We start from the raw sequence: 22484 nt of genomic DNA, 5'->3' as shown, positions 1-22484 counted from the left end.
GCACGTGAGCCGAATCCCGCGCTACCAGGTCATCTACGAGGATCTGTCGTCCCAGATCGCCTCCGGTGCGCTGGCGCCCGAGGCGCAGCTCCCCAGCGAGGCCGATCTCGCCGAGCGCTACGGCGTGAGCAGGATGACCGTTCGCCAGGCGGTCCGCCAGCTGCAGGACGAACACCTGCTCGTGCGGCGGAGGGGCGCCGGCACCTTCGTGACCCGACCGAGCGCCCAGCGTCGTCGGCTCAACCGGCTGGGCTCGTTCGCCGACGAGATGGGAGCCGAGGAGCATCGCGTCCGTACCGAGCTGCGGGCTCGGGAGACCACGGCGGTGCCCGAGGAGGCACGTGAGCCGCTCGGTCTCGCGGCGGGGCGCGAGACGATCCGGATCGAGCGGCTGCGCCTCATCGACGACCGCCCGGCCGCACTGCAGATCAGCTGGCTCCCGTACGCGCTGGTACCGCTGTTGGCGCGGGTCGACCTCGCCGGCGGGTCGCTGTACCGGACCATCCGCGACCACTACGGACTCCGGTTGAGCTGGGCCGACATGGAGGTGTCGGCGTCGGCGGCCACCGCCGGGCAGGCGGACGTGCTGGGCGTCCGGCGCGGTGCCCCGTTGATCGCGTCGGTGCGGATCACCCACGACCCGTCGTCGACGGCGGTGGAGTACGCCCGGAGCTGGACTCGTCCGGAGTTCCCGCTGTCGATCCGCCTGGAGGCGTGAGAGTCCGCGACACCGTGGCGTCCACCGGGTCGTCCACGGCTTCGTCGAGGCACGCCAGGGGCCGGGTCGTAGCCTGGCCACCCTGGTGACCACGGGATCGGGCGGTCTCTCCGCGACCGGGCAGGAGCTCGCGGACGCGGTGGCCGAGCTGGTCGCCGCGAGGGTGGCGGACGGTCCCTGCGCGACGACGTCGATGCGGGTGCGGTGAAGACGGCGCAGCACGGCATCGGTGCCGCGCACGCGCGTCCCGGATGGCGCGTCGAGGCCGACGGCGTCGTCACCCTGCTGGTCGACGGTCTCCGTCGGGACCCGGCGCGGCCCTGCGCACGGAGCTCCGGGCGGGCACGAAGCGCCGGCTCACCGCCACGTCTCGGCGACGGCCTCCGCCACCTGCCGTGGCCGGGACAGGAACGGGGAGTGCGAACAGGCCAGCTCGACGGTGCGCGTGGCCGACACCGACACCCGGTCGATGTCGGACACGATCTTCCGCTGGAGGGCGGGCCGCACCAGCCGGTCGTCCGTGCAGACCAGGTAGGTGTGCGGCACGGACCCGAAGCGCTCCCGGGTGACCGAGATCGGTTCGGCGGCGATCCCGACCGGGGCGTCGGTGCCCAGCAGGCTGATCGCCGCCCGCGCTGTCGCGTCCGGTACGTCGGCGTAGAGCGCCGCACGCAGGGACTCGTGCGAGCCCGGGTCACCCGGGTCGATGCGCGAGGCGCCGATCGCGAACGGGTCCGCCCGCAGCAGCGAGGTGCCGAGCTCGCCCGCGTTGAGCTCGCTCGCCACGTCGGCCCCCGCCGGCAGACCGGCGACCGGGGCGAACGCCGCGACGTAGACCAGGTGCGACACCAGCGACGGCGCCATCTCCGCGGCCAGGGTGGCCACGACCCCGCCCATGCTGTGCGCGACGACGACGCTCGGGCCGTCGGCACCCAGCATCCGCAGCTGCCCGACCAGCGCCTCGGCCGCGCTCGTCGCCGTCACGTCCGCCACCCCGGACCGCTCGGCCGCGAACGCGGACGCCTCGAACGGACGCGCCCACCGTGCGGCGGGGGAGACCGCACCGAGGCCCTGGCCCTCCAGGTCCACGGCCACGGCCGGGATCCGCAGCCGGGCGAGCTCGGGTACGACGAGGTTCCAGCTCCAGGTGCCGTGCCAGAATCCCGGGACCAGGACGGTGTACTTCATGGCGATCATTCTCCGGGACGGTCGGGCTGCGGTCGCGTCCGATGTCCCGGGTACGCCGCACCCGCCCGAGACGAGGAGAACGGTGACGCGATGGCACGGTGGACTGTGGGGATCGTCCTGTTCGACGGCTTCGAGCTGCTCGACGTGGTCGGACCGATGGAGTTGCTGAGCAGGCTCCCCGACGAGTTCGAGATCCTGCTGCTCGGGCCGGAGGCGGGCCCGGTGTCCAGCGGGCAGGGTTCGCAGATGGTGGCCGGCCACGGCTACGAGCACGCGCCGACGCCGGGCATCGTCCTCGTCCCCGGGGGCCCCGGGACCCGGAGCCTGGTCGAGGACCAGCGCTTCCTGCAGTGGCTCCGGACCTGGAGCGCCGGGGCGGACCTCGTGACGTCGGTGTGCACCGGGTCGGCGCTGCTCGCCGCGGCCGGGCTGCTCGACGGGTACCGGGCCACGTCGAACAAGCGGGCCTTCACCTGGGTGTCGTCGCTGCGCGACCAGGTCGAGTGGATGCCGCGGGCACGCTGGGTGCAGGACGGCGCGCGCTGGACATCCTCGGGGGTGGCCGCCGGGATGGACATGACGGCGGCCCTGATCGGCGAGCTCCTCGGGCCCGCGGAGGCCGAGCGGGTCGCGTGGGAGATCGAGCTCGAGGTCCGGCAGGACCCCACCTGGGACCCGTTCGCCGTCACCGGCGGCCGGGACTGACCCGCGGCGACCCGCGCGGGTGATCCGAGGACGACCTCCGCTCATCGGGTTCGGGAACTCCTCGTACCGCCCGGACAGGAGGACGGCCGGACGCCCCCGTGGACCACGCGCCGCAGGAGGAGCCGTTCCTGGAACGCCTGTGACGTCCGGGAGTGGCGGAGCGCGCGCCCGGTGGTGGTGAAGACGGTCATCACGGTCCCGATCTCGTGCAGGACGGTTCCCCACCGCCGGTCCCGCGCGGTGTAGCGCCGCCTCCTCCGCCCGCGGACGGTGGCGAGCACGTTGTGCACGAGGAGCTGGGCCCCCCTGTTCCGCGCCGTGGTGCGCAGGGGATCGCTCGCGGCGACGTCGCCCACGGCCCAGATCCCGTCGTGGCCGGGTACCCGCAGCTCCGGGTCGACCCGCACGAAACCGGCGTCGTCGACCATCGACGCCGGCAGCCACTCGGTGTTCGGGCGGGCCCGGCCCACCGCGTACAGGACGAGATCGGCCTGCACCGCCGCCTGTCCGGTGCGGAAGCGGAGCGGACCCGGGGCGAGCCGGCCGGTCTGCCCGGGTGGGAGCTCGGCGCGATGCCCGGGGTGCAGGCCCACTCCGAGTCGTCGCAGTTCTCCCCGACAGTGGTCCCAGACCCTCCCGTGATGGTGGACGAGGGCCCGCTCGCCAGGGAAGTACAGGTCCACCCGCTTCCCGGGGAACGCCTGCGCGAGCTGGGCGGCACTCTCCACGGCGGTCTGTCCGCCGCCGACGACGGCCAGCGAGGGGGCCGCGGCCACGGCGGCGCGGGCGAGTCCGAAGGCGAGGTCGATCTCGGCATCGTCCTGTATCGACGGCGTCCGTCCGAGCCCGTCGCGGACACCGGTGCAGACGACGAGGATGTCGTACCCGTGACGCGTCGTGCTGCCGTCGGCGCGGAGCACCTCGACCTCCCGGGCCCGGGTGTCGACCGCCTCCAGCCGGCCGTGGATCGTGCGGACGTCGTCGAGCCGGCGGAACCGGTGGAAGGCGATGCGGTGGTTCTCCTCCCACCGCGCCGGGCGGGCGAGCCTGACCCCGAGGTGGCGCCCGCTGAGGTATCCGGGCTTCGGACCGACTCCGACGACGTCGAGGAGTCGGCGATGCCGGGCGAGTGCGGCGACGACCTGGATCCCGGTGTCGCCGAGTCCGGCCACGACCACCCGCCGCCGCACGGGCGGGCGTGCCTCCTGGTGCGTCACCGCGGGCCCGCACCGGTGCTCGCATCGGTCGTGGTCCGGGTGGCGGTCCCCTCGCGGAGATCCGGCAGGGTCCACGGCCGCACCACGAGGACCAGTGCCAGCCCGGCCAGCGCGACCGACGCGAACATCGCCGTGCCCATCGCCGTCGCGTCGTTGCCGAGCAGGCCGACCACCGGCGAGGTGGCCGCGCCCAGGCCGAACTGCAGCGCCCCGAGCAGGGCCGCTGCGGTCCCGGCGCCGTCGCCGTGGCGGGCCAGTGCCAGCGCCGGGGCGTTGGGCATCGCGAACCCACCGGCGAGCAGCATCGTCCACACCCCGGCCAGGATCGCGGGCAGGCCGCCGATGCCGGTGGCCGTCACCACCAGCAGGGCGAGCCCGGCGACCACGGCCGCCGCGATGCCGCCGCCCAGTACCTGCCGGGGCTCGAAACGCCGCAGGAGCACCGGGTTCAGCTGGCTGCCGACGACCAGCCAGACCCCTCCGGCACCGAAGAGGAGACCGAACGTCGCCTGGTCGATGCCGAACTGCTCCTGGAAGACGTACGGGCCCCCGGAGACGTAGCTGAAGAGCGCGCCCATCGCGAAACCGGCGACGAGGACCAGGCCGACGAACGTCCGGTCACGCAGGAGCATGCCGTACGCGCGCAGGGTCGGGCCGAGCCGCGCGGAGCGCCGCCGCGACGGGGGCAGGGTCTCGGGGAGGCCGTAGGTGACCACGGCCAGCATGAGCAGGCCGTACGCCGCCAGGAACAGGAAGACCCCGCGCCACGACACCCAGGTGAGCAGCACGGAGCCGAGGGTCGGTGCGAGCACCGGGGCCGCGCCCATGACGAGCATCAGCCGCGAGACCATGCCGACCGCCGCCCGTCCGGTGAACAGGTCGCGCACGATGGCCAGCCCGACCACCGTCCCGGCCGCCGCGCCCGCGCCCTGCAGGACGCGCAGGACGGCGAGCACCTCGATCGTGGGCGCGACGGTGACCAGGGCGGACGCGACCACGTGCAGCGCCACCCCGGCGAGGAGCAACGGGCGGCGGCCGTAGGCGTCGGACAGCGGGCCGATCAGGAGCTGACCGAGCGCGAGTCCGGCCAGGGTGCCGGTCAGCGTGAGCTGGACCGTGGCACCGGTCGCGGCCAGGTCCCGGCCGACCGCCGGGAGCGCCGGTAGGTAGGTGTCGATGGTGAGTGGTCCGAGGGCGATCAGCGCCCCCAGGACGACGGCGAGCCGTACCCGGCTCGGTGTGACGGCGGTGGTGGCCATCGTTCCCTCTCGTGTGATCGCGCGACGAGCGCAGGTGTGGGCGGGGTCGCGCCGGTGCGGGGCCGTGCGGACGGACGACGGACCCGGCACCGCCGGGACGGTCTGCGCGGGCGGCCTCGGGGGAACGCCCGGCACCGCCGTCGAGCGGACCCGTGTGCGACGACGGCCGGTCGCCCGGGGACCTCGTCACGCCCTGGACCGTACACCCGTGTCGTAACTATTGACAGAACCGCGACAGTGTTGTTCTAGTTAAGCCCGTCAGTGAGGCAGCCGAGAAGGAGTTGGTCATGGATCTTCAGCTGAGCGGTAAGCGCGTCCTGGTCACCGGGGCGAGCAGGGGGATGGGCCTCGAGATCGTGCGGGCGTTCCTCGCCGAGGGCGCGTCGGTGACGGCGACCGCGCGCCGGACCTCGCCCGAGCTCGAGGCGACCGGCGCGGGCTTCGTCGCCGCGGACCTGGCCGATGCGGCGGGCCCGGCACGGATGGTGGCGCAGGTGCTCGACCGGGACCCCCGGCTGGACGTGTTGGTGAACAACGCCGGTGGTGGGGCGATGCCTCCCGGGGGGTTCACCGACATCTTCGACGGGAGCGAGGCAGACTGGGACCGGACCTTCGCGCTGAACTTCGAGGCGGCGCTGCGGGTGACCCGGGCCGCGCTCCCGGCCCTGGAGCGGGCCTCGGGCTCGGTGGTCAACATCAGTTCCGACAGCGCGCGGCGGGTCGGGGGTGAGCCCCTGCCCTACCGGGTGGCGAAGGCCGCGCTCAACGCGTTCTCGCGGGGGCTGGCCGAGAAGGCCGCGGACTCCGGGGTGCGGGTGAACGTGGTGTCACCCTCGGCCACACGCACCCCGCTGGTGACCGGGGCGGGCACCTACGCGGCCCACGTCGCCGCCGAGCTGGGGATCGAGCACGAGACCCTGGTGGCGGCGATGCCGAAGCAGAACGGGATGCTCACCCCGGACCTCATCGAGCCCGCCGAGATCGCCAGGGTCGTCCTCGTGCTCGCCTCGCCCGTCGTCCCGAGTGTCATCGGTGCCAACTGGGCCGTGGACGCCGGCGCGCTGAAGGCCGTGTGAGAGCCGTCGGCGCGACGCTCCCGGCTCCGGGCCCGGGGGCATGACATGACCACCACGGTCTTCGTGCACGGTGTGCCGGAGACGTCCGCCATCTGGACCCCCGTGCTCGCCGAGCTCGCCGAGCTCGGTCACCACGACGTCGTCCGGCTCAGTCCTCCTGGTTTCGGCGCCGAGGTCCCGACCGGGTTCGAGGCCACCGTGGACGGCTACCGCGACTGGCTCGCCCGGGAGCTGGCCCGCTTCGACGGCCCGGTCGATCTCGTCGGCCACGACTTCGGCGGTGGGCACACGACCACCGTGGCCATGGACCACCCGGAACTGCTGCGCAGCTGGGTCACCGACGTCCTCGGCGTGTTCGAGCCGGACTACGTCTGGCATCCCCAGGCCCAGATCTGGCAGACACCCGGGGACGGCGAGCACGCCGTCGCACAGCTCGTCGGCGCGCCCGTGGCCGAACGGGCCGCGGCACTGGTCGGTCTCGGGATCCCCGAGCCCATCGCCGGTGAGGTCGCGGCGGGGCAGGACGAGCGGATGGGTGAGGCGATCCTGTCGCTCTACCGGTCCGCCGTCCAGCCCGCCCTCGTCCACCGGGGCAGGAATCTCCCGGCCGCGGCGCCGCACGGCCTGGCCGTGATCGCGACTCACGACCAGGCGGTCGGCAGCGTCGAGCAGCGGCGCCGCGCGGCCGCCCGGGCCGGTGCCCGGACGGTGGTCCTCGACGGGCTGGGCCACTGGTGGATGCTCCAGGACCCGGTCCGCGCCGCCCGCGCGCTCGACGAGTTCTGGTCGTCCCTCCCGGCATGAGACCGGGATCCGTCCGAGGCTCCGTCCGGGGACCGTGGCCGGCACCCGCGGAGCGACGGCGGTCGCCGTGCGCCCGCCACGCGGTCGAGCGGTCCGGCCCCGCCGGTGCGGGCGGCCGACCCGTCCCGCTCACCGTGCCCGCTCTCCGACACCGCCTGCCGGGCCGTCGCGCCCGGCCCCACCCGAGAGGCATGCCGTGACCGCTACCGCCCACCCGCCCGCCTCGCCGCCGGACACCGCCGTGCCCGTCCGTCCGGGACGGCGTCGCTGGTCGTGGACCGTCCTCGCCCTGATCGCGCTGGCAGTGGCCGGCTTCTTCGGGGGCCAGTACGCCGAAGGGCTCGCCGCCGTCGCGGCCCGGACCCCGGACAACGTCAGCGCCGCTTCACACTTCGGCACGCTGCCGGCGCCCATCCGGATCCTGTTCCTCATCCATGTCGGCACCGCCGCCGTCGCTCTCGGCATCGGAGCGCTCCAGTTCTCCTCGGCTCTGCGCAGGCGCAGTCCGCGGGCCCATCGCGTCGTCGGCCGGGTGTACCTGCTCGCGGTCGGGGCGGCGGCCCTCACGGGCCTGCCCACATCGCTCTGGAACTCGCTGGGCATCCGGGGGGTCGTCGGATACGCCCTGCTGGACGTCGCATGGGGCCTGACGGCGTGGCTGGCCTACCGGGCGGCCCGCCGCCGCCGGTTCCGCGAACATCAGGCCTGGGCCATCCGCACCTTCGCCCTGTCCTACGCCGCGGTGACCCTGCGCGCCGGACTCCCGGTGCTGATCGCCCTCCAGCTGCCGTTCGACCCCGGGGGCCTCGTTCCCCGAGCTGTTCGACAACGCCATGCACACGATCGCGCCCTGGCTGGGGTGGCTGATCAACCTCGTCGTCGCCGAATGGATCATCGCCCGGCGCGGGCTCCCCGGCGTCCGCTGGTCCACCTTCCAGCAGGGTGATCCCGGCGCGGCAGCCGTCCGCCCGGCAACCCTGCCGTAGCCGATCCCCCGGGAGACCACGTGACCCGCAACTTCACGACGCTGCCCGCACTCGGGGTGGTGTCGCTGGTGCTCGTCGCCGCCTGCGGCGCGCCGGACGCATCGCGGACGCCGCAGCGGGCGACCGACGGAGTGCCGTCGGCGCTCGCCACCTTCTACGACCAGCGGATCGTGTTCGAACCGTGCGCGTCGTACGCGATGTCGCTCGCGGACGAGAAGCTCTACTCCGACGACCGAACCGACTGCGCACGGGTCCAGGTCCCCCTGGACTACGGCGACCCTGGGGGTTCTCGCGGAGAGGTCGCGCTGCTCCGGGTGAAGGCGCGCGGTGACAGGATCGGATCGTTGCTCGTCAACCCGGGTGGGCCGGGCGGCTCCGGGATGAGCCTCGCGGCGGCGCTCGGACCGGTCTGGCGCGACAGCCCGGTCGGTGAGCGGTTCGACGTGGTCGGTTTCGATCCGCGTGGCGTGGGGGCGTCGACGCCGCGTGTCGCGTGCTACACCGACGCCGAGGCCGACCGGAACGTGCCTCCGACGCCGTACCAGTTCGACGTCGCCGACGAGGGGGCGGCTCGCGAGGTGGCCCGCCGTTGCACGGAGGGCAGCGGCGGAGCGGAAGCGCTGACCAGCGTGGGTAGCAGCAACGTCGTCAAGGACATGGACGTCCTGCGCGCGGTGCTGGGGGACGAACAGCTCTCCTACCTGGGATACAGCTACGGCAGTGAGCTGGGTGCGATGTACGCCCAGGAGTTCGGCGACAACCTGTGGGCACTGGTGATCGACGGTGCCGTCCACCCCGGCAGGACCGAGGCGGAGTTCCGGCTGTCCCAGTTCGCCGCGTGGAGGGCGACGTTCGACGAGTTCGCCGCGACCTGCATGGCCGAGGCGGACTGTCCGCTGGGCACCTATCCGGCCCGCGCCGTCGAGGAGTTCCAGCGGCTCACGCGCCCGTTGCAGGCGCGGCCTGCGCCGACCGCCGACCGCCGGGGCCTGACCTACTCCGATGCCATGTGGGGAACGATCATGTCCCTCTTCCAGCCCGTTCAGCGAGCGCAGCTCGTCGAAGGGCTGACGGAGCTCGCCGCCGGGCGTGGTGACGCGATGCTGGCCCTCCGCGACGCCGCCGCGGGGCGGGGAGCCGACGGCCGCTACGGCGGATCGGCCTCCATGGACGCCAACCTCGCCATCCGCTGCATGGACAACCCGCGACGCACCCCGGAGGACGAGGTCGAGCTGGGCACCCGGGCTCGTGCGGCCGCTCCGTTCCTCGACCCCGGCCGACCGTTGACACAGGCGCACTACGAGTGCGAGGGCTGGCCGGCGCCGCCGAGCCGGCCGTCGCCGTGGCTGGAGGGCCCGCTCGAGCTGTCCTCCACCCTGACCGTGTCGGTCACCCGTGACCCCGGAACCCCGCACGAGGGAGGGATCGTCATGGCCCGGCAGCTGGGCGGGAGCCTGCTGACCGTCGAGGGCGCCCAGCACGGGGTGGCGCTCTACGGAGGCAGTCCCTGTGTCGATGCGGTGGTGTCGGACTTCCTCATCGATCCACGGACGCCGGTCGCGGAGACCCACTGCAGCCTCTGATCCGGCACGGGTGGAGTAACGTTCCGATCCGTATCGGAACGTATGAGGGAGGTACACGGTGCGAGCAGTGGTGGTGCGGGGCTGCGGGAATCCCGCTTCGGTCGCGGTGGTGGACGGGGCCGAGGCCGAGCCGGGCCCGGGGGAGGTGGTGGTCCGCGCGGAGGCAATGGGGGTCGGCTATGTCGACGTGATGGCGTCACGGGGTCTCTACGCCTACTTCCCCGGTCCGGGTTCGTCGCCCGGCCTCGAGGTCGCGGGCGTGGTCGAGTCGACAGGACCCGGTGTTCCGCCGGGCCTCGTGGGGCAACGGGTCCTGGGGCTGCCGGCCTTCGGCGGGCTCGCGGAGGCCGTGGCCGTGAGTGCCGACCGTGTCCTCCCGCTCGACGACGGGATGGAGCCGGACGTCGCCGTGGCGCTCGGGGTCAACGCGCTCGTCGCCGAGATCGGGCTCGGCCGTGCGGGTATCGGGCCCGACGGCCGGGTCCTGGTGCGGGGTGCAGGTGGCGGCATCGGTGCTCTCGCCACCCAGATCGCCGCGGCACACGGTGCCCATGTCACCGCAGTGACGTCCGGTCCGGATCGCGCCCGGGCGCTCCTGGCCTCGGGGGCGACGCGGACGGTCGGTCGCGACGAGGCGCCCGCCCTGGAACGCGACGTCGACATCGTCGTGGACACCGTCGGCGGGCCGGAGCTCGCCGACCACCTCCGCCTGCTGGCCCCGAACGGCCACTACCTGCTGTGCGGGGCGGCCGGCGGGGTACCGAGCGGCGCCGATCTCGAGGTGATCGTGGAGATGTTCCACAGCTCCCCGACGCTGCACGCGTTCAGTCTGAACTCGGTGGGTGCGGCAGACCTGCGGGCGTCGTGGGCGCGGGTGTCGGCGCTCGTCGGCACGGGAAAGGTGACCGGCATCGTCGCGGAGCGGTATCCGCTGGCAGCAGGCCCGGAAGCGCTGCGCGCCGTCGAGCGCGGCGGCGCCTTCGGCAAGGTGGTGCTGCACCCGTGAGGGCGGTCTGATGCCCCGTCCACGGGACGAACGTGTCAGCGCAGCGGTGCTGGCCGCGGTCCGGGACCTGATGGCCGAGAACAGCTACACGCGGCTCACCCTGCAGGGGGTCGCGGACCGGGCCGGGACGACCACGCCGGCCGTCCGTCGGCGGTGGCCCTCGTTGCGTCATCTCGTCGTGGACGCACTCGCCGAGGAGCGTGCAGGGGTGGTCGAGCCCGATACCGGATGCGTGGCGTGTGATCTGACCGCCCACGTCGAGGCGCTGGGGGCGGCACTCGGGGATGCGGACACGGGGCGGGTGCTGCCGGCGCTGGTGGCCGATCTCGCCGACGACCCGGAACTGAGGTCCCGCTTCCTCGAACGGTTCTGGCAGCCGCGGCGCGAGGCATGTCTGGTGAGCCTGCGCGCCGCGGTGGAGCGCGGAGAGGTTCGTCGCGACGTCGATCCGGAGCTCGTGATCGACGCCGTCGCAGGCCCTCTCGTGCTGCGGCATCTCTTCGGACACGCCCCCCTCGGCGGGGGACTGGCGCCGCAGCTCGTGGACCTGCTCCTCGCCGGGCTCGCGACGGGTGGGGGTGCCGGGCACCCGTCCGCCTGTCGAGCGGGTCACGGACGGGCGGCGCCATGACGGGGCACCGCCGACGGGAGCCGCTCCCGGTGTGCGAACCACGCGTCCGGGGCGGGGTCATGGAGAGCACAGTGCTTTGACTAACTGGTAAGTATTTGACAGGGTCGGCCACCGACCGTCGCGCCCTGCCGGGCGACCCCGTCGGTCACGGGGTCGACGAGGTGGGCGTCGCCGGCACCCACCGCTCGACACCGGCCCCGGGGCGACGAAGGAGACACCGACGATGGATTTCGGGCTCGACCCGCGCACCGCCGAGATCCGCCGGGAGCTGCTGGACTTCATGGACCGGCACGTCCGGCCCGCGGAGCAGGTCTTCGCCCGCCAGCTCGGTGAGCTGGCGGACCGCTGGGCGTGGGACTCGGTGCCGGTCCTGTCGGAGCTGCGGGCCGAGGCCCGGCGACGTGGACTGTGGAACCTGTTCCTCCCGGGGGAGCACGGCGGGGGTCTGACCACCCTCCAGTACGCGCCGCTGGCCGAGATCACCGGACGCGTCGGTCAGCTCGCCCCCGCCGCACTGAACTGTGCGGCGCCCGACACCGGGAACATGGAGGTGCTGGCCGAGTTCGGCACCGACGCGCAGCAGCGGCAGTGGCTCGACCCGCTGCTGGCGGGGGAGATCCGGTCGGCGTTCGCGATGACCGAGCCCGACGTGGCGTCGTCGGACGCGACCACCATCTCGACCCGGATCACGCGCGACGGTGACGAGTACGTCGTCGACGGACGCAAGTGGTGGATCACCGGCGCGATGAACCCGAACGCAGCGGTGTTCGTGGTGATGGGCATGACCGACCCGGCGGCGGCGCGGCACCGTCGGCACTCGATGCTCCTCGTCCCCCGGGACACCCCCGGGGTGCGGGTCGTCCGGGGGATGGAGGTCCTGGGATACGACGACCACGAGCACGGCGGGCACGCCGAGCTGACCTTCACCGACGTCCGGGTCCCGGTCGCGAACCTCGTGCAGGGCGAGGGCGACGGCTTCGGTGTCGCGCAGGCGCGGCTGGGGCCGGGGCGCATCCACCACTGCATGCGGGCCATCGGGGTCGCCGAACGGGCGATCGAGGCGATGTGTGCCCGAGCCGACGAGCGGATCGCCTTCGGCCGGCCGCTCGCCGAGCAGGGTGTGGTGCGCGACTGGATCGCCGAGGCCCGGGTGCGGGTCGAGCAGCTACGGCTGCTGGTCCTCAAGACCGCCTGGCTGATGGACACGGTGGGGAACCGGGGCGCCCACACCGAGATCCAGGCGATCAAGATCGCCACCCCGCGCACCGTCCAGTGGATCCTCGACAAGGCGATCCAGGTGCACGGAGCGGGTGGCCTCTCCCAGGACCTGCCACTGGCCGCGTCCTACGCCGCGATCCGGAGCCTGCGGTTCGCCGACGGCCCGGACGAGGTGCACAAGAACGCCCTGGCCCGCGACGAGCTGCGGCGCCAGGCGGTGGCGAGGACGTCGACCCCGTCCCCGGCGGGATGACGTCGCTCGCCAATAGTGTCCACATCGGACTCGGGAGGGAGGGCAGGACCGGACGGTGCCGCCGGACCGCCCCCCGGGTGGAGCGAGAACCGAGAGATCAGCCGGAGGTGCCGTGTGACGTGGCGCCCCCCGAGGAAGAGGAGCACAGACATGACCGACGAGCCGATCCGCACCTTCCTGGACGCCGTGCACAGCGGGGATCCGGAACGGATGCAGGCAGTCCTGGCCGCCGACGTGGTGCTGAACAGCCCGATCCTCGACGAGCCGATCGTGGGGTCCGGACCCGCCACCGCGGTGCTCGGACTGCTGAGCTCGATCATCGACGACCTCACGTTCGGCGAGGTGCTCACCGGTGAGATCCACGTCGCGGTGCATCTGACGGGGACGGTCGACGCGCACCCCATCGAGGCGGTCGACCGCCTGGAGTTCGACCCGGCGGGCCGGGTCCGCACGATGACCGTGCTCGCTCGTCCGCTCGCCGCCGTGGTCGCACTGCAGAACCGCCTCGCCCCCACCCTCGGGGCGCCGGCCCTGGCCCTGGTCCCGGAGGGTGCCGGTGGACCCGGGGCGTCGGTGTGACCGGACGGGAACGACCGGGAGGGGGGCGACGATGAGGCGCCTGGAGGGCAAGGTCGCGCTGGTGACGGGCGCGGCGCGCGGAGTGGGGCGCGGGACCGTCGTGCGCTTCGCGCAGGAGGGTGCCGCAGTCGTCGCCGTCGACTTCTGCGGGTCCTACGACCATGTCCGCTATCCACTGCCGACGGAGGCGGACCTGGACGGGACCGCCGCCCTGGTACGGGCGGCGGGTGGCCGCATCGAGACGGTCGTCGGGGACGTGCGCGACCAGGAGACGACGAACGGTGCCGTGGCCACGGCCCTCGAGAGGTTCGGCGGCCTGACGACGGTGTGCGCGAACGCGGGCATCGGCGGTGAGCGGGCCACGATGTGGGAGGCCGACGAGGAGGTCTTCCGCACGGTCCTGGACGTGAACCTCCTGGGAGTGTGGAAGACGGTCAGGGCGGCGGTGCCCGCACTGATCGAGGCCGGCGGCGGATCGGTCGTGATGACCAGCTCGCTGGCGGGCATCCGCGGGCCGAGCCGGATGTCGGCGTACGTCTCGGCCAAACACGGGGTCGTCGGGATGATGCGCGCCCTCGCCAACGAGGCCGCCGAGCACCACATCCGGTCCAACGCGATCCTTCCGGGCAACACGGACACGCCGCTGCTCAACAACAGCAGCACGTGGCAGCTGTTCCGACCCGACCTGGAGGACCCCTCGGCCGAGGACGTCGGCCCCGTGATGAGGAGCTTCTCGCTCCTGCCGACGCCGTGGGTCGAGGTGGAGGACATCGCCCACGCCGCGCTGTGGTTGGCGAGCGACGAGTCCCGCTTCGTCACCGGCGTCGCCCTCCCGGTCGACGCCGGGCCCGTCGCCGGAGCCGGGTACCGCCGTCGGACCGGAGCTACCGGCCGCGGAACAGCGCTCCGAGCAGCTTCTCGATCTGCTCACCGAGCTGCTCGGGCCGTACCGCACCGGACGGGTCGTACCAGCGGTAGAGGGTCGCCAGCATCGACATCACCAGGTTCGCCGCGATGGTGGTGTCGATGCCTCCCTCCCGCGGGAGGCACTCGTCGAGCAGCAGCCGGAAGTCCTGGGTCCGGTCGTGCGCCCAGGCCCGGAAGGAGGCGCGGCCCTGCTCGGACAGCTCGACCTCCTCGCTGAAGACGATGGCGTAGAAGGTGCGGTTGGCGGAGGCGGCCTCGATGTGCGCGGAGATCATCCCCCGCAGCCGGGTCTCCGGCGGCTCACCGCTCTCGAGGACGAGCTTGAGCCGCCTGCTCAGGTCGCCGGTGACCTCCTCGACCATCAGGTCGAGGAGGTGCTGCTTGCTCCGGGTGTACTTGTAGACCGTCGGCCGGGAGATGCCGGCGGCCTCGGCGATGTCGTCGATGGTGGCGTTGCGGTAGCCCTTGCGCCGGAAGGCCTCGCCGGCCGCCGCGACCAGGGCGGCGGTGTCGGTCGCGCGTTCCCGTGCCATGGGCTCAATACTGCCCGGTCAGTCTCCGGGCGCACACGGCGGCCACCGTCTCCGCGGGCACGCCGGCCTCGCGGAGGACCTCGGCGGTGTGTTCGCCGAGACCCGGCACCCCGCTGCGGGGTCCGTGCGGTGCACCGTCCACCACCAGCGGCTGGCGCAGGAAACGGTCGGCGCCCACCGTCTGCAGGAGCCCACGGATGTGCAGGTGCGGGTCCTCGACCAGGCCTGCCAGATCCTGGACCGCCCCGTAGGCGACCCCGGCCGCGGGGAGCACCCGCTCCCAGTGGGCGAGGGGCTCGGCCGCGATCCGTCCGCCCAGCGTCACCCGGATCTCCTCGGTACGGGCGTCGCGCTCCGGGCCCGGTAGCCCGGCCAGCGACTCCAGCCCCAGCGCGGTGCACAGCGCCCGCCAGAAATGGTCCTCGAACGCGATGGACAGCGAGATCCACCGACCGTCCGCGGTGGCGAACACGCCGTAGCCCGGGTCCCGGCCGAGCCGGTCCGGCGGGAGACCGTTCGCGGTGGGAACGAGCCGGGTGACCACGAACGAGACGAGCGCGTCGAACATCGCCACGTCGTAGTGCCCGCCGCGGCCGGTGTGCACGCGGCCCGCGAGCCCGGTCAGCGCGGAGATCGCGGCGAACAGCCCGGCGGCGACGTCGGCCAGGGCCACCGCGGGGACCGCGGGAGCCCGGGCGTCGAGCAGCCCCGCCATCGCCTGGAAGGACAGGTCGTGCGCGGGCCGGTCCCGGTACGGGCCGTCCTGGCCGAACCCGGAGACCGACACGACCACGAGCTCCGGGTGCTCCCGGGTGAGGGCGGCGGGGGAGATCCCGAGCCGGTCGAGGACCCCGGGCCGGAAACCCTCCACGAGCACGTCGGCCCGGCCGATCAGCGTCCGGCACGCGTCGAGGCCCGCCGCGGTCTTCAGGTCCAGGGCCACGGAGCGTTTGCCCCGGTTCAGGGCCCGGAAGTGCCCGGGGAAGGCGCGGGAGGGGTCCCCGCCCTCGGGCCGCTCGACCTGGACGACGTCCGCACCCAGGTCACCGAGGACCAGGGTGGCGAACGGGCCCGGGTACTGCTCGGCCAGGCTGACCACGCGGTAGCCCTCGAGCGGGCGTGACGTCGGCGCGGTCACGGGGTGATCGCGTATCCGCCGTTGACCGGGTAGGTCTGCCCGGTCACCCACGCCGCGGCGTCGGAGGCGAGGTAGAGCACGGCGTTGGCGGCGTCGCTCGGCTCGCCGAAACGACGGACCACGTAGCCGCGCAGCGCCTTCCTCGCGATCTCGGGATCGGCGATCGCGGACGCGACACCGGGGGTGTTGATCGTCGAGAGGGCCACGCAGTTCACGCCGATGCCGTGGCGCCCGACCGCCTTCGCGAGCCCGCGGCTGAAGCCGGCGGCCCCGGCCTTGGCGCCGCCGTAGACGGCGAGGTTCGGCTCGCCGGTGCGGCCCGCGTCGGAGATCACCGACACGATGCGGCCGTAGCCACGCTCGACCATCCCGGGCAGGACGGCCCGACAGGCGTGCAGGACCCCGTAGAAGTTCGTCGCGATCCAGGGCTCCCAGTCCTTCGGACCCGTCTCCCAGAACGGGGGGGGTGTCTCTATGGGTTCGTCAAGCGGCGGCGAGTTCTGGATCGGGGTTGTTGACCGTGGGCGGGTTGTAGGGGCGGCGGTCGCGGAGCATGGCGTAGATGACGTCGGTGCGGCGTCGGGCGAGGCAGATCAGGGCGGCGTTGTGTCGTTTGCCGGCGGCTCGTTTGCGGTCGTAGTAGGCGCGGCTGGCGGGGTCGGCCAGGGCGGCGAATGCGGACAGGAACAGCGCGGATTTCAGGGCGTGGTTGCCGCGCTGGGATCGGGTTGTGGTTCCCCCGAGATCGTGGAGGGTTCCCTATGCCGCGTCTCGAGTGAGGGCGGCGTTCTCGTAGACGATCGGTGCGAGCCCGGCGGCGGCGCTGTGTCGTCGCCGGTGGTTGTAGAAGCCGTAGCACCAGTCGATAACCACCGCCCGAGCCTTCGCAGTGGTGTCGAAGTCGTTGCGGGACAGCACTTCCCACTCCAGGCTGGAGAAGAACGCCTCCGCCGCGGCGTTGTCGAAACACGACCCGACCCATGGACTGGCGGATGTCCAGGCGGCGACACAACGTGGCGAACGCGCCGGCGGTGTAGGTCGAGCCGCGGTCGGTGTGAAAGATCACCCCTGCGATCCCGTCCGCGCCGCCGCGGGCCGCGACGGCCATCCGGATGGCCTCACACGCCAGCTCGGCGTTGGGGTGCAGCCCGGTGGCCGCGCCGAGCAACCTGCGCGAGTACAGGTCGATCACCGTGGCCAGATACAGCTTCCCGGCCGCGGTGGGGATCTCGGTCATGTCCCCGACCCAGCGGCGGTTCGGCTCGGCGGCGGTGAAGTCGCGGTTCAGCAGGTCCGGGAACTTCGGCGCCGCCTTGTCCTGGCGGGTCAGCCCGTTGCGCCTCCGGATGCGGCGGGCGACCAGGCTCTGTCGGCGCATCGAGTCCGCCACGGTCTTCTCCGACACCTTCCACCCCGCCTCACGTAGGTCCGCGTGCAACCGCGGCGAGCCGTGCAGACGCTCGGCGGCGTCGAACCCGGCCCTCACGGCGGCGTCGAGCGCGCGTCGGCGCTCCTCAGTCGCAGTCAGGCCGCCACCGGGACTGGTGGCGCGACTCAGCCACTTGTACAGCCAGGAGATCGACACGCCGAGCAGCGCGCAGGCCAGCGTGTGCGGCACCCGGTGGAAGGTCCTCTGGTCGGCGATGAAACGTGCCACGCTCACTTCGTCGCCTCCTTGACCCACAGGACCACGGATCGTTTGAGGACATCACGCTCCATCCGCAGCTCGGCGTTCTCCGCCCGCAGCCGCTTGAGCTCGGCGATGTCACCCCGGGAGAGGCCTTCGGTGTCCTCGCGGGCCTCCCGCGCTCGGGCCACCCAGTTGCCCAGTGTGCCCTCGTTGACCCCCAGGTCGCGGGCGATCTGGGCGATCGGCTTGCCGGTCTCCTCGACGATCCGGACCGCACCGTCACGGAACTCCCGGTCGTATCGCTTCCGTACCTCTGGCATCGCCACCCCTTATAGCTGATGCCTCCCCGATCATGGGGGAACCGCAGGTTTCGCCTTTGATCGAGGTGCCGGAGCGGCGGGTGACTGGGGCGAGGCCGGCGTAAGCGGCGAGGTGCCCGGCGGTGGGGAACCCGGAGCCGTCGCCGACGATGGTGAGGATCTTGATGGCGGTCCTGACCCCGAGTCCGGGCATCGAGGTCAGGACCGGTCCAAGAGGGTGGGCCTCCAGGCGGGCTTCGAGCTCGTCGGCGAGCTGGTCGCGTTCGGTGTGGACCTGGCGCAGCTGCCCGGCGACGCCGGTGATGACACGGGCGAACGCGGCCGTGCCGGGAACGGTCAGGCTCTGGGCGTCGAGCGAGGTCAGGATCTGGGCGGGAAGGGTGCGGGCCAGTCGAGGCGACCGGGCCCGCATCGTCTCGGCGATCCCGTCAGCGCCGAGCTCTCGCAGGGCTTGCGGGGTGGGCGCGGCCGCGAGCAGGTCGAGCACGCCACCGCGGTCCAGGCGTGGCCCGAGCAGGCGTTCCAGGGCGGGATGAACATGCAGCAGGGCGTCGCGCAGCCGGTTCGTCAGCCGGGTGCTCTGCCCAGCCAGGTCATCGTCGTAACCGGCGAGCACAGTGAGTTCGGCGAGGGTCTCGTCGTCGGTGCCGACCCGGCGCAGGGTGTGCGGCATCGTCCGGGCGGCCTCGGCGATCACGTGGGCGTCGCGGGCGTCGGTCTTGGCCTGCCCGGGATGCAGGTCGGCGATGCGGCGCATCGCCAGCCCGGGCAGGTAGGCCACCGTGATCCCCAGATCACGAGCGACGGCGATGGCCAGCGCTCCGATCGAGGCGGGCTGGTCGATGACCATCAGCACCGCGCCGTGCTCGGCCAGCCCGGACAGCACGGTGCGCAGCGCCGATTCGTCGTTGGGCAGGGCCTTGTCGTGCACCCGCTTCCCGTTGGTGTCGACCGCGCAGGCGTGGTGTTCGGACTTGCCCACGTCCGGGCCGCAGAACACCGCGAACCCGGTCGGGTGCTGGTCAGGATCGGGCAACCGCCGCTCCCTTCTCGTCGCGGCAGGCCGACCACGAGCACCCGCGCCGGCAGCCACGTTACGAGCAGACCACACGGGTCAGGTCTCTATCAGCGGTCGTTGGCGCCCTCCGGCCACGGCGACAACACCCCCCAGATCATCGGGCGACAGGGGCAGTCAGTCATACCGCGGCCGGCGGCCTGCAAGCCCTCAGCGGGCTTGATCAAGAAGGTAACGGGGGTGTGGTCGAGCGCGTTCTCGGCGGGGCCGGCGTTGCCGGCGTTGTTGACCAGCACGTCGATCGGGCCGAGCCGGCCGGCCCCGTCCGCCACGAGGGCCGTCACCTCGTCGAGGTCGGTGACGTCGCAGCGCAGGCCCACCGCCCGCCCGCCCTGCTCGGTGATCTCGGCGGCGACGGACTCCGCGCGGTCGCGGTGGTAGTCGTTGACGACCACCGCGCCTCCGTGGGCCGCGATGTGCAGGGCGACCTGCCGGCCGACCCCCTGTCCGGCGCCGGTCACCAGGGCGACACGGCCGGTCATGTCCAGGATGTTCATGGCAGTCTCCTAGTGTTGCGGTAACTAGGTTACTTTACTCACGGGCTGGTTTACGGGATCATGAGCTGTGCCGTTGACTGTGACCGTGGACGTTCCGGCCGCCGACCGCGAGGTGTTGGAGTCCTGGCTGCGTTCCTCGTCGGTTTCGGCGGGACTGGCCCGACGGGGCAGGATCGTGTTGCTGGCCGCGGACGGGGTGGCGGTCAAGGACATCGTCACACTGGTCGGGGCGTCGAAGGCGACGGTGATCGGGTGGAAGAAGCGTTACGCCGCTGAGGGGATCGCCGGGCTGGCCGACCGGCCCAAGGCGGGCCGGCCGCCGGTGATCGACGAGGTCGCGGTCGTGCTCGCCACGCTGGAACCGCCGCCTGAGCGGCTCGGAGTCACGCACTGGTCGTCACGGCTGCTCGGTGCCGAGCTCGGGATCTCCCACGTGTGGATCGGCAAGATTTGGCGGCGGTGGGGGCTGCAGCCGTGGAAGTCCGAGACGTTCAAGTTCTCCACCGATCCCGAGCTCGAAGCCAAGGTCCGCGACATCGTCGGGTTGTATCTGAACCCGCCGGACAAGGCCGTCGTGCTCTGCGTCGACGAGAAATCCCAGGTCCAGGCCCTGGACCGGACAGCGCCGATCCTGCCGATCATGCCCGGTATCCCGGAGAAACGGACGCATGACTACGTCCGTCACGGCACCACCACGCTGTTCGCGGCGTTAGAGGTCGCGACCGGGCGGGTCGAGCAGGCGTGCCTGCCGCGGCATCGCCATCAGGAGTTCCTGCGGTTCCTCAAGCAGGTCGCGAAGGCCTACCCGCGGCGCAAGCTGCACCTGGTGGTGGACAACTACGCGACCCACAAGCACCCCGCAGTGAAGGCCTGGCTGGCCCGCAACCCGCGGATCACCCTGCACTTCACCCCGACCTCGGGATCGTGGCTGAACATGGTCGAGGTCTTTTTCGGGGTCATCACCCGCCAGGCCATTCGCCGTGGCAGCTTCGGCAGCGTCAGAGAACTGATCGGCGCGATCGGCCGGTTCATCGACGGCTGGAACGAACGCTGCCACCCGTTCATCTGGACCAAACCCGCAGACCACCTACTCAACCACTGCCGACCCGGTCAAAGAACATCGTTTACGCGACACTAGGGCGTGTCTCCTAAGAGGTCGTTTCAGAACGACTTGTCGAGTTTCCATTGACCCCTCGACGACAGATCAAACGGCAGGTCAGATAGCCGCTTGTCGTCTACAACAGACACGTCGACCTCGTTCTGAAATGACCTCTAAAGTGCGCAACCAGGTGACGATGGCCTTCAGTGCAACTCCGCCGCGGTAGGTCAGGGCGAGTTTGTCGTAGCGGGTCGCGAGGCCGCGCCACTGCTTGACCTCGCAGAACCCGCGTTCGACGACGTTGCGGCCGCGGTAGTCGACCCGGTCGAACGCCGGTGGTCGGCCGCCGCGTGTGCCGCGTCGTTTCCGGTGTCCCTGCTGGTCAGCCGGCTCCGGGATGACCGCGACGATCCGTCGTCTGCGCAGGTGGGCGCGGATGGCGCGTGAGGAGTAGGCCTTAGAGGTCGCGCGGATTGGTCACAGCTTGGCCGCGGTCGAGTGTCTGGGGGCGAGGGCGGGTACGGGCCTGCCGATCATGAAGTTATCTACGCTTCGTGATCGTCTGGAGGCCGCGTGCCCACCCTGCCATCATGGCTGACCGAGCCGTTGTGGGACCAGTTCACCGCGCTGCTGCCTCATCGAGACGAGTTCGATCCCACCCATCCGCTGGGCTGCCATCGCCGCCGGATCGCGGATCGGATCGTGTTCGACAAGCTCCTGCAGGTACTGCGGTTCGGCTGCTCGTATGAGGGCATCGCTGACAGCACCTGCTCGGCGACCACCATCCGCGATCGTCGTGACGAGTGGATCAGGCTCGGGGTCTTCGCCCAGCTGCGTCGGATCGTCCTGGACGCCTACGACCGCATCGTCGGTCTGCTGCTGCACGACATCGCCGTCGATGGCGCCATCACCAAGGCCCCCGGCGGCGGCGAGGTCGCCGGTCCGTCGCCGGTGGACCGGCGCAAACAGGGTATGAAACGTTCGGTGCTCGTCGAGGGATACGGCATCCCGCTGGGCCGAGTCCTGGCCGGAGCCAACCGGCACGACTCCCCGCTACTGGGCCCCACCCTCGACCGCCTCGATGCTCTCGGCCCGCTGCCCGACGACATCACCGTGCACCTCGACGCCGGCTATGACTCCGGCAAGACCCGCGACACGCTGGCCGAACGAGGCCTGCACGGCGAGATCGCGCACAAGGGTGAGAAAGCGCCGATCCAGGCCACCCGCCGCTGGCACGTCGAGCGGACCAACGCTTGGCACAACAGCTTCAACCGGCTGCAGCGCTGCTACGAACGACGAGAAATCGTCGTCGACGCGTTCTTCGACCTCGCCGACACGATCGTCACACTCCGTAGCTTGATTCGGCAGGCCTGGACCACACACCGCTGGAACGCCCGACCTGCACGACGTCCATGATCACCAACCAATCCGCGCGACCTCTTATCTGCGCGGACCCGCTCGGGTCGGGTCCGCGGTCGGCCCGGACCGACCCGTCCGACGCTCAGATGTGACATCAGGTGCGCGAACATCGGGGCGTCACCGGCCTGGCCAGGGCCGACCAGTACGACCAGCGGGCGGCCGTGTCCGTCAACGAGCTGGTGGATCTTCGTGCCGAGCCCTCCGCGGGAGCGGCCCAAGGCGTGATCGGGCGGCTCGATCAGCAGATTCTTGTAGTTCGATCCGGCCCCCTGTGTCTCGCTGCAGGGTCGCGGCGTGTTGGTGAGCGCGGATGATCGTCGAGTCGACCGACACGGCCCAGTCCACGAGACCGGCGGAGTCGGCATCGGCGAGCAGAGCTGCGAGAACCTGGTCCCAGGTGCCGTCACCGCAGTAGCGGCGGTGGCGTTTCCATAGGGTCTGCCACGGCCCGAACTCGACCGGGACATCACGCCAGGCCAGCCCGCAGCGGAACCGGTAGATGATCCCCTCGATCACTCTGCGGTGATCGGCGAACGGGCGCCCTGGCATCCCGTCCGACGAGGGCAGTAACGGCTCGAGTCGGTCCCACTGGGCATCGGTCAGGACGGCACGGCGCGACACCT

23 protein-coding genes and 5 pseudogenes are annotated in these 22484 nt (G+C 72.2%); 14 read left to right on the top strand and 14 right to left on the bottom strand.

The annotated features are described in order from the left end of the window. Window positions 1–4: 4 nt before the first annotated feature. Complete coding sequence (locus KPF47_RS40430; RefSeq protein WP_224391165.1) at window positions 5–718, top strand: GntR family transcriptional regulator; 714 nt, start codon at window positions 5–7, stop codon at window positions 716–718. 85 nt (window positions 719–803) lie between these two features. Beyond that, window positions 804–926, top strand: coding sequence for a hypothetical protein (locus KPF47_RS39120; RefSeq protein WP_255660369.1), 123 nt, complete (start codon window positions 804–806; stop codon window positions 924–926). Between the two features lie 149 nt (window positions 927–1075). Here KPF47_RS39120 and KPF47_RS24630 read toward each other — a convergent pair whose 3' ends face one another. Next, the gene (locus KPF47_RS24630; protein ID WP_224391164.1) at window positions 1076–1906 is read right to left on the bottom strand and encodes an alpha/beta fold hydrolase; all 831 of its coding nucleotides are present in this window, start codon (window positions 1904–1906) and stop codon (window positions 1076–1078) included. Window positions 1907–1996: 90 nt separating this feature from the next. On the opposite strand from KPF47_RS24630, the gene KPF47_RS24625 reads away from it, so the two are divergent. Further along, window positions 1997–2611: a DJ-1/PfpI family protein gene (locus KPF47_RS24625; protein WP_224391163.1), complete on the top strand. Its 615-nt coding sequence runs from the start codon at window positions 1997–1999 to the stop codon at window positions 2609–2611. 41 nt (window positions 2612–2652) lie between these two features. On the opposite strand, the gene KPF47_RS24620 is transcribed toward KPF47_RS24625, so the two are convergent. Both KPF47_RS24620 and KPF47_RS24615 read right to left on the bottom strand, forming a co-directional pair. Then, on the bottom strand, window positions 2653–3828 hold the full coding sequence (locus tag KPF47_RS24620; protein ID WP_224391162.1) for an FAD-dependent oxidoreductase: 1176 nt from the start codon (window positions 3826–3828) through the stop codon (window positions 2653–2655). Next, complete coding sequence (locus KPF47_RS24615) at window positions 3825–5087, bottom strand: multidrug effflux MFS transporter (protein WP_224391161.1); 1263 nt, start codon at window positions 5085–5087, stop codon at window positions 3825–3827. The genes KPF47_RS24620 and KPF47_RS24615 overlap by 4 nt, the downstream gene beginning before the upstream one ends. Before the next feature lie 287 nt (window positions 5088–5374). On the opposite strand from KPF47_RS24615, the gene KPF47_RS24610 reads away from it, so the two are divergent. From KPF47_RS24610 to KPF47_RS24570, 9 genes and pseudogenes are all read left to right on the top strand, one after another. Further along, window positions 5375–6163 (top strand): SDR family NAD(P)-dependent oxidoreductase, encoded by a 789-nt coding sequence (locus KPF47_RS24610; protein ID WP_224391160.1) that lies wholly within the window; start codon window positions 5375–5377, stop codon window positions 6161–6163. A 45-nt stretch (window positions 6164–6208) separates the two neighbouring features. After that, complete coding sequence (locus tag KPF47_RS24605; protein WP_224391159.1) at window positions 6209–6967, top strand: alpha/beta fold hydrolase; 759 nt, start codon at window positions 6209–6211, stop codon at window positions 6965–6967. Between the two features lie 196 nt (window positions 6968–7163). Then, window positions 7164–7913: a DUF2306 domain-containing protein gene (locus KPF47_RS24600; RefSeq protein ID WP_224391158.1), complete on the top strand. Its 750-nt coding sequence runs from the start codon at window positions 7164–7166 to the stop codon at window positions 7911–7913. A gap of 60 nt (window positions 7914–7973) precedes the next feature. Then, entirely contained in the window at window positions 7974–9536 is a 1563-nt protein-coding gene (locus KPF47_RS24595) for an alpha/beta hydrolase (RefSeq protein ID WP_224391157.1), read from the top strand. Between the two features lie 58 nt (window positions 9537–9594). Then, window positions 9595–10542, top strand: coding sequence for a zinc-binding dehydrogenase (locus KPF47_RS40425; protein WP_224391156.1), 948 nt, complete (start codon window positions 9595–9597; stop codon window positions 10540–10542). Window positions 10543–10552: 10 nt separating this feature from the next. Further along, window positions 10553–11173: a TetR-like C-terminal domain-containing protein gene (locus KPF47_RS24585; protein ID WP_224391155.1), complete on the top strand. Its 621-nt coding sequence runs from the start codon at window positions 10553–10555 to the stop codon at window positions 11171–11173. Between the two features lie 223 nt (window positions 11174–11396). After that, entirely contained in the window at window positions 11397–12644 is a 1248-nt protein-coding gene (locus KPF47_RS24580; RefSeq protein WP_224391154.1) for an acyl-CoA dehydrogenase family protein, read from the top strand. A gap of 150 nt (window positions 12645–12794) precedes the next feature. Beyond that, window positions 12795–13223 (top strand): nuclear transport factor 2 family protein, encoded by a 429-nt coding sequence (locus KPF47_RS24575; protein WP_224391153.1) that lies wholly within the window; start codon window positions 12795–12797, stop codon window positions 13221–13223. Between the two features lie 31 nt (window positions 13224–13254). After that, window positions 13255–14061, top strand: a pseudogene (locus KPF47_RS24570) (mycofactocin-coupled SDR family oxidoreductase); the annotation flags it as partial. Between the two features lie 46 nt (window positions 14062–14107). Here the strand turns inward: KPF47_RS24570 and KPF47_RS24565 are convergent. The 9 genes and pseudogenes from KPF47_RS24565 to KPF47_RS24530 form a co-directional block, all read right to left on the bottom strand. Next, the gene (locus KPF47_RS24565; protein ID WP_224391152.1) at window positions 14108–14683 is read right to left on the bottom strand and encodes a TetR/AcrR family transcriptional regulator; all 576 of its coding nucleotides are present in this window, start codon (window positions 14681–14683) and stop codon (window positions 14108–14110) included. Between the two features lie 4 nt (window positions 14684–14687). Next, a complete protein-coding gene (locus tag KPF47_RS24560) occupies window positions 14688–15821 on the bottom strand; it encodes a CaiB/BaiF CoA-transferase family protein (RefSeq protein WP_224391151.1) in 1134 nt (377 codons plus the stop codon). Beyond that, a complete protein-coding gene (locus KPF47_RS24555) occupies window positions 15818–16297 on the bottom strand; it encodes an SDR family NAD(P)-dependent oxidoreductase (protein ID WP_224391316.1) in 480 nt (159 codons plus the stop codon). The genes KPF47_RS24560 and KPF47_RS24555 overlap by 4 nt, the downstream gene beginning before the upstream one ends. Window positions 16298–16304: 7 nt before the next feature. Then, window positions 16305–16544 (bottom strand): annotated as a pseudogene (locus KPF47_RS41090) (IS110 family transposase); the annotation flags it as partial. 36 nt (window positions 16545–16580) lie between these two features. Beyond that, window positions 16581–16784, bottom strand: a pseudogene (locus KPF47_RS41085) (IS3 family transposase); the annotation flags it as partial. Window positions 16785–16803: 19 nt separating this feature from the next. Beyond that, window positions 16804–17478: pseudogene (locus KPF47_RS41080) on the bottom strand (IS3 family transposase); the annotation flags it as partial. A 2-nt stretch (window positions 17479–17480) separates the two neighbouring features. Then, window positions 17481–17771 carry a transposase gene (locus KPF47_RS24540; RefSeq protein WP_178374588.1) on the bottom strand — a complete coding sequence of 97 codons (291 nt, stop codon included), beginning with the start codon at window positions 17769–17771 and terminating at the stop codon, window positions 17481–17483. Window positions 17772–17820: 49 nt separating this feature from the next. Continuing rightward, window positions 17821–18807 (bottom strand): annotated as a pseudogene (locus KPF47_RS24535) (IS110 family transposase); the annotation flags it as partial. A gap of 89 nt (window positions 18808–18896) precedes the next feature. Continuing rightward, complete coding sequence (locus tag KPF47_RS24530; protein WP_224391149.1) at window positions 18897–19343, bottom strand: SDR family NAD(P)-dependent oxidoreductase; 447 nt, start codon at window positions 19341–19343, stop codon at window positions 18897–18899. 73 nt (window positions 19344–19416) lie between these two features. On the opposite strand from KPF47_RS24530, the gene KPF47_RS24525 reads away from it, so the two are divergent. Next, window positions 19417–20481, top strand: a complete 1065-nt coding sequence (locus KPF47_RS24525) for an IS630 family transposase (protein ID WP_255658826.1) — start codon at window positions 19417–19419, stop codon at window positions 20479–20481. Between the two features lie 78 nt (window positions 20482–20559). On the opposite strand, the gene KPF47_RS24520 is transcribed toward KPF47_RS24525, so the two are convergent. After that, entirely contained in the window at window positions 20560–20916 is a 357-nt protein-coding gene (locus KPF47_RS24520) for a transposase (RefSeq protein WP_374108895.1), read from the bottom strand. A gap of 99 nt (window positions 20917–21015) precedes the next feature. Between KPF47_RS24520 and KPF47_RS24515 the strand changes: the two genes are divergently transcribed. Next, window positions 21016–21858, top strand: a complete 843-nt coding sequence (locus tag KPF47_RS24515) for an IS5 family transposase (protein ID WP_224386276.1) — start codon at window positions 21016–21018, stop codon at window positions 21856–21858. 171 nt (window positions 21859–22029) lie between these two features. Here KPF47_RS24515 and KPF47_RS24505 read toward each other — a convergent pair whose 3' ends face one another. Continuing rightward, window positions 22030–22482: an IS5 family transposase gene (locus KPF47_RS24505; protein ID WP_374108888.1), complete on the bottom strand. Its 453-nt coding sequence runs from the start codon at window positions 22480–22482 to the stop codon at window positions 22030–22032. Between the last annotated feature and the right edge of the window lie 2 nt (window positions 22483–22484).

This window comes from Pseudonocardia sp. ICBG1293 (assembly GCF_020131355.1).
Classification (GTDB): domain Bacteria; phylum Actinomycetota; class Actinomycetes; order Mycobacteriales; family Pseudonocardiaceae; genus Pseudonocardia.
The sequence above is the reverse complement of the archived record's forward strand: the minus strand, read 5'-3'. Positions and strand labels throughout refer to the sequence as shown.